Raw genomic sequence first — 7,273 nt, forward strand, 5'->3', positions numbered from 1 at the left:
GTGCCATATAAAGATTTTTATAATTTCACTAATCTACAAGTTTATCAATCTATCTAAAAGTGATTTACCTCAAAAAATATCTAATACCGCCCTCTTTATAATCCTTCTATAAAGGAAATATAGTCCTGTGCATTTCTTTCCATTCTTTCTGAAGTAGCCTGATGCTCTGCTCCATAAAAAGCAAAAACCGATCTGTAATCTGCCTTTACATAATTAAAAGTAATCTCAAACGGAGCGGTCAGTTGCTTTAAGGGATACTTATATCTTCCTGATGCCTGATAATCCTCTTCATTGATACCTGCGGTAATACTCAGGGCAATCTTTTTATTATTTAATCAGGAAAATCCCTGTTGCCTTTAATTTCTGCAGTTGACCAATGGGGATTGGGGTTTGCACCTCAATTAAAGGCTATATTGGAAAAAGAAGATTAATTGTGCTTACCCCTTATTTACAGCCTCTACAGATTGATACGTTCTATCCATTTTAAATCAGAATGTAATTCCTGATTACAAAACTCGATGTGAATTACTCTTCTTTTATGATTACTCGTCGTTCTGCTGGAGCTATGCATTAACAACGGCTTCATAATCATAATTCCTCCTCTAGGTACATTGCAGCTAACTTCAGATTCAATAGACCAGTCGATATCTTCAGATCTGTAAATATCCTTTAAATGCGATCCGGGTATAACTTTCAATGCCCCGTTGTTTTCATTAGTATCGTCAAGATGAATACGAATGGTATATATCTTCTTTAGAATTTCCAGGGGAGGTTGAACGGCAAATTGGTTTTGCTTTACGGTCCACATTCCATATCCTTCCAGTTCTACCTTCTTGTCCACAGAAATCGTAAGATCCTGATGGTAGGATACAAACCAATTAGATTGTTCAGGCTTATCAAAATAGATTGATTTTACAATGAAGTAGTCCTTTCCAAAAAGATCTTGAATCAAAGCTTTAAAATCAGTATTAAAGATCAGTCCGATTGCGCCTGGCAATTCCTTTAAAAATTGCCTGATGGCAAACAGATCTGCAGATTTCCTGAATGTTTTCCCTGATGTATCCGCCTGATCAACCACCTGCAATAATTGGGTAACCAGCTGTTCCGTAAAGACATACGGAATCATCACAAAGCCATCATTTTCAATTTTAGCTGCATAAGAATCGAGCTTTACCATTAAAACGAAGATACAGATTCAATTGATATGAGAACAGAAAACAACGTTAATTATCCAAATGCCCTAACCAACGCAATGGTGAGTATTGATCTCCAATGCAGGCATTTAAGATCAAGCCTATAGCATGTTCAAAGTTTTCACTATTGCTAAGCAGTACAACAGCAATGCCTTTTTCAGGAAAAGCAACGAAATAGTTCTGGTTCGCTTCACCATGGCCTGTATGAAAAAATACCTTGCCAACTTTACTTTGAAATAATCCTGTACCCAATCCCCAAGCCAGGTGAATCCGATCATTATCAGAGGTTAAACTATCTTTTAAAGGACCAAAGCCTCGTTTACTTTTTACATAGATCTGAGGTGACAGCATTTGAGCATACAATTGATGGGACAGTCCCTTTTCTGACATCAAATTGATCACAAACTTCGCGTAATCTGAAGCGGTTGTGGTCATCGAACCTGCTGCCCGGCTTTCAGTCCTTCTTTCAGATCCATAGACTTTTCCTTCTTTATAGTAGGCCAGAGAGAAATTCTCTTCAAATGCCGAATCCCATATCATAGAAGTGTGGTCCATGTGAAGGGGTATAAAAACCTCTTCTTTAGCCAATTGCTCCAAAAGCTTCCCGGTGTATTCTTCTATCATAAATCCCAGTAGGTTCAGTCCTTCATTTGAATAGTAAAATTTCTCCCCGGGCCTGGCAATCAGGTTTACTTTACCCTGATAGACCCCTCTCAACACCGGCATACCTGAGCTATGACTTAAGAGCATTCTGGGTGTGATCTTATTAAATGCAGTGGTGTCCTCTCCCAGATCTTTCCATTTGGGATATTGACCTATAGGCTTCTTTAGATAATGTTGCACGGGTATATCCAGATTGAATATTCCTTTTTCTGCCAAGCGTAAAAATAAATAGGCACTCACAGGCTTGGTTAACGATGCAGCGTACATTACCGTATTGTCTTCAATCCTTAACTGCTTTTCAATATTTCTGTAGCCAAAGTTTCCTTTCCAAACGGTTTTATGGTTATTAATGATCGCTACCTGGAGGCCTGCAATCCTGGCGCTGTCAACAATAGAGGCTAACCTCCTTGTTAATACTGACGTAGAAATGGTCTTTCCACTGAGTTGTTTTACGGTACTTGCTTGTTGTGCATTTGAGCTTAAATAAAAACAGCTGATGACAATGATGATTAATTTTTTCATGATTTGTTTTTTGACCAAATTTCCGATGAAATTAAAAAACATACAACGACATATCTGCGTCACCTACACGACAAATCGGCTTTAAACCACATAAAAACCGTGGTTAGGTAAAAATCAAAGATTAAATTTTAAGGAAAGCGTAGGAAAAAGGATACTTTATTGGTACCAGGTTAATGGAACGAAATAAATTGACCAAAGTCATAATTACCATAAAGGCATAGATCGTTATTGTGACAGGAAAACCTACCGGGAAAAAGTAAACCATCAGAACAATTGCAGGAAAAAACAGGACCGTCATAGTCAGATGGAAGTTGAGTACCTGTTTGCCTTGTTGATCGAAATCCTGACTTTCCTCCTTTTTAAGCATCCACAAAACAAAGGGTAAAACAATATTCAGAATAGGCAGGCCTAAACCTAAAAGGGCCAGCAAATGAAAAAGTGGAGCAATGAATGATTTCTTTGCCGTTTCTTTCGGGTCTGAATTTCCTTCCGGATCATCCATTAAAAGTTCTGTATCTATATCCAGGCAACTGGCCAGCATTTTTAGCGTTTGGATATGTGGAACAACGGCTCCCTTTTCAATGCGCTGGATCGTTCTTGTGGTTACACCAGACAGTTCTGCCAGTTGCTCCTGGGTTAGTCCTTTTTTTCGGCGGTAAACAGCAAGTTTGGATGCAGACATACTTTTCTTTTTACTAAAATCGAAAAAAAATCTGATAAAAATTAAGGTCCTTATCTAACTAAAGACAAAGACCTTAATTCTTGAGGTGGTTGACCTGATCTTAATGATGTAGATCAAACCTGTCCAGGTTCATCACCTTATTCCAGGTGGATACGAAGTCTTTTACAAACTTGGCCTGAGCATCGGTACTTCCGTATACTTCGGCAATGGCTCTGAGTTCTGCATTGGAGCCGAATACAAGGTCTGCACGGGTGGCCGTCCATTTCGGTTGTCCGGAGGAACGGGAACTGCCTATATATAACTCCTTATCTTCTGAAGCTGCCTTCCATGCCGTATTCATATCAAGCAAATTGATAAAAAAGTCGTTGGTAAGCTGGCCAGGCCTTTGAGTGAAAACACCATTTTTCGAAGCATCGAAATTTATATCCAGCACGCGTAAACCACCGATCAGCACAGTTAATTCAGGGGCGGTTAGGGTCAATAAATTGGCTTTATCGATCAGGAACTTCTCTGTAGAAACTGCAGACCTTGATTTACGATAATTACGGAAACCATCAGCTGCCGGCTCCAGGTAACCAAATGACTCGACATCAGTTTGTTCCTGGGAAGCATCCATCCGGCCAGGGGTAAAAGGAACCGTAATTGCACTTCCCGCCGCAGCTGCTGCCTTTTCTATAGCCGCATCACCAGCCAATACAATCAGATCTGCAAGCGAAATTTTCTTACCATCTGCCTGAGCTCCGTTAAAGTCTTTCTGAATGCCTTCCAGTACATTCAATACTTTTTGTAACTGTACTGGGTTATTAACTTTCCAGTCTTTTTGAGGCACCAGGCGAATGCGCGCACCATTGGCACCACCGCGTTTATCGGTACCGCGGAAGGTTGAAGCTGAAGCCCATGCGGTAGAAACCAGTTCAGCGATACTCAGTCCGGAAGCCAATGCTTTTACTTTCAATGCAGCAATGTCGTTCTCATTGATCAGTGGATGGTTAACTGCTGGAATCGGATCTTGCCATAGCAATTCTTCCTGCGGTACATCAGGACCAAGGTAGCGTTCTTTTGGCCCCATATCGCGATGCGTTAATTTATACCATGCACGGGAAAAAGCATCAGCAAATTGATCTGGATTTTCCAGGAAACGTCTTGATATTTTTTCATAAGCAGGGTCAAACCTCAGAGAGAGATCGGTAGTGAGCATGGCTGGCCGATGTTTTTTAGAACCATCAAATGCGTCAGGAATAATAGATTCCGCGTCTTTGGCTACCCATTGATGTGCACCTGCCGGGCTTTTGGTTAATTCCCATTCAAAACCGAACAAGTTTTCAAAGAAATTATTGCTCCATTGCGTTGGTGTTTTTGTCCAGATCACTTCCAGACCACTTGTAATGGCATCTGCGCCTTTACCAGAACCATAACTGTTGCTCCATCCAAATCCCTGAGCTTCCAAACCGGCTGCTTCAGGTTCTTTACCTACATGATCTGCCGAAGCAGCCCCATGGGTTTTACCAAAGCTATGGCCTCCTGCTATTAGAGCAACGGTTTCCTCATCATCCATGGCCATACGACCAAAAGTATCGCGGATGTCTTTAGCTGCAGCAATCGGATCAGGATTACCATCCGGTCCTTCAGGATTAACATAAATTAATCCCATCTGTACAGCTGCAAGCGGTTTTTCCAGGTTTCGGGAGTGAATGTCGCCATCAGCATCGTCATCTGTAACAACTACGCCATGTGCTTTATCTGCACCTTCTGAACCATGTGCATAACGGATATCGCCACCTAACCAGGTAGTTTCTGAACCCCAGTATACAGATTCATCTGCCTCCCAGGCATCTTCACGTCCACCGGCAAAACCAAAGGTTTTAAAGCCCATAGATTCCAGGGCGATATTACCTGTAAGAATGATTAAATCTGCCCATGAGATTTTGCGGCCATATTTTTGTTTGATTGGCCAAAGCAACCTGCGGGCTTTATCAAGACTAACATTATCTGGCCAGCTGTTCAGAGGTGCAAAGCGTTGTAATCCTGCGCCTGCCCCACCACGGCCATCGCCTACCCGATAGGTTCCGGCACTATGCCATGCCATACGGATAAACAAGCCGCCATAGTGACCAAAGTCTGCCGGCCACCAATCTTGTGAATCAGTCATAAGTGCATGGAGATCATTTTTTACCGCTTCCAGATCAAGACTGTTAAAGGCCTCTGCATAATTAAAATCTTCATCCATTGGGTTAGACAAAGATGAATGCTGACGCAGAATACTGAGTTTTAGCTGATCGGGCCACCAGTCGTTGTTCCTGGTCCCGCCACCGCCAACGTTGTCCTTCAAGGTGCCGTTATGAAATGGGCATTTGCTGATGTCATTTGATCCGTTTTCCATTTTTAATACTATTTTTAGATAAATACTTAATTCTCTCCTTTGAGTTTATATAAAGTTATAACATTAGGTAAAACAATCACAATCAATTAATTCTATAGTGCAATAGCTTCCAGCTATTAGAGTAATCTCTTTTGCCAGTTCCAAAACGCATCGGTAAATTTATCTTCAGCCAGGTCTATAATTTCCTCGAAAGGCTCCTCTACCGGTTCTATGCCAAAATTCTCCATCAGCCATTCGATATAAGCTTCTATATTATTGCTCGTTGCATAGCTGTCTCTGTCATTACTCAGTTTAACAGTTTCACCATCCAACACAGGCTCTATATCATAAGTGAGTAAACGCAAAAGCTGCAATACATTTTCTGCAACCACGTCTATTCCATTTTCTCTGTCTAAAACCACAACAGGCATATCTTTAGTTAGTTTGCCGGATCCATCATCCCAAAGGGCATAAAATGCACCAAAACTGGTTGCTCTGGCAAAAGGTATAATGGCTTTCTGAAAAGCTTCATTCTCACTCCAGTTCCTTAAAATGGATAGTTCATATCCCCGCAATAGGAAATATTGAGCATAATTGGGGTAGTGTTGCTGAAAATCATATAATATAACCAACTCCCGGGGGATTTCCCTTCCCTGGAAATTATTTTCAAAAGCACTTAAACTCCGGTATTTTTGCAGGCCTTCAAACCCCTCATTAACATCAATATCGTATTTTATTAAAAAGTCATACAGACTATCGGCAAATTGGTCACTTGCAGCTTTCAGAATAAGATTAGCTTCTTCATCTGTTGTCACAGGCTCCAGTTCCAAATTTGCTTTTAACCACTGTATAAATGTTTCGCGGTTTTCGCTTTCTTCTTCGCGCCATTCTCCTTTATAAAAATAAGCGGAATCCCAACCTACGGTAATTTCTACATCGTAACTGAGCAGCCGGAGGAAGTCCTCGGTATTTTTTGCTACGGGATGTATCCCTCCTTCGTCGCCAAAAACCACCACAGGACATTTGTCGAGGTTTTCGTTAATGACCCAAATCGCATAAGTACTTCCGCCGGCCGTTGCTGTTGCAAACTCTATAAACGAACGCAGAAAATTTCCTTCTTCTGAATAAGTCTTTAACCCTGTTTTATCTATCGTTGTGAGATAGAAGCCATCGGCGTAAGTCCCTCCACCAAGCTCACTTTCCAATTCAAATAATCTTTCCAGATCATAAGGTACTCCATACATGCCGAACTGTTTCTTAAATGCAGGGTAGCTTCCCTCTTCAGAATCACTCTCCTCTTCTGCCTTTTTTATATAATCTACAATTGCCGTCCAGGTTTGCCAGGCAAATTGTTTAATATGCTCCGGGCTTGTGGCCTCCAGACTTTTAAAGCCATCTTCTTTTTTCTCCCGGTAAAAAGTAAATAAAAAACCAGATTCTATTCTCATAGAGATGCAGAGGCCATTATCGTGTAATATAAAAATGCTATTGCCCATCTGATCACCATCTGCATCAATATATGGTTTCTTTATCGTGATTTCCGCGTTGCCGAACTCCAGATCAAGGCCACTGTTGTCATGGGCGGGAACGGCATCTGAGTTAATGATTCTGGTAAAGTTGCTAATATCGAAATCGTATTTTATGTTCATAATTTTTTGTTAAAACAAGATTTAGTTTTTCCATATGGTTTCCCCTAATTTAAGTTTCCTAAAAACAGGCTACAAGTTTTAACAGGCTACAAAGTATCTACCTACAATACCAAGGCATCTACAATATGTCTACACACCCCATAAACAATTCATAAACAACAAATTACAAGATTACATTTTTATCCATATTGCACAGGCTCTTATC

6 protein-coding genes are annotated in these 7,273 nt (G+C 40.8%); all 6 read right to left on the reverse strand.

Annotation, left to right across the window (positions count from 1 at the left end):
- Nucleotides 1-95 precede the first annotated feature (95 nt).
- Nucleotides 96-320 (reverse strand): NAD(P)H-dependent oxidoreductase, encoded by a 225-nt coding sequence (locus DBR11_RS06530; RefSeq protein ID WP_108550805.1) that lies wholly within the window; start codon nucleotides 318-320, stop codon nucleotides 96-98.
- 137 nt (nucleotides 321-457) lie between these two features.
- Nucleotides 458-1,177 carry a phytanoyl-CoA dioxygenase family protein gene (locus tag DBR11_RS06535; protein ID WP_108550800.1) on the reverse strand — a complete coding sequence of 240 codons (720 nt, stop codon included), beginning with the start codon at nucleotides 1,175-1,177 and terminating at the stop codon, nucleotides 458-460.
- A gap of 46 nt (nucleotides 1,178-1,223) precedes the next feature.
- Entirely contained in the window at nucleotides 1,224-2,378 is a 1,155-nt protein-coding gene (locus tag DBR11_RS06540) for a serine hydrolase (protein WP_158275225.1), read from the reverse strand.
- Between the two features lie 121 nt (nucleotides 2,379-2,499).
- A complete protein-coding gene (locus DBR11_RS06545; protein WP_108550802.1) occupies nucleotides 2,500-3,060 on the reverse strand; it encodes a helix-turn-helix domain-containing protein in 561 nt (186 codons plus the stop codon).
- Between the two features lie 100 nt (nucleotides 3,061-3,160).
- Entirely contained in the window at nucleotides 3,161-5,440 is a 2,280-nt protein-coding gene (gene katG / locus DBR11_RS06550; RefSeq protein ID WP_108550803.1) for a catalase/peroxidase HPI, read from the reverse strand.
- A 116-nt stretch (nucleotides 5,441-5,556) separates the two neighbouring features.
- On the reverse strand, nucleotides 5,557-7,068 hold the full coding sequence (locus DBR11_RS06555) for a hypothetical protein (protein ID WP_108550804.1): 1,512 nt from the start codon (nucleotides 7,066-7,068) through the stop codon (nucleotides 5,557-5,559).
- Nucleotides 7,069-7,273: the final 205 nt, after the last annotated feature.

Source organism: Pedobacter sp. HMWF019 (assembly GCF_003061025.1).
Classification (GTDB): domain Bacteria; phylum Bacteroidota; class Bacteroidia; order Sphingobacteriales; family Sphingobacteriaceae; genus Pedobacter.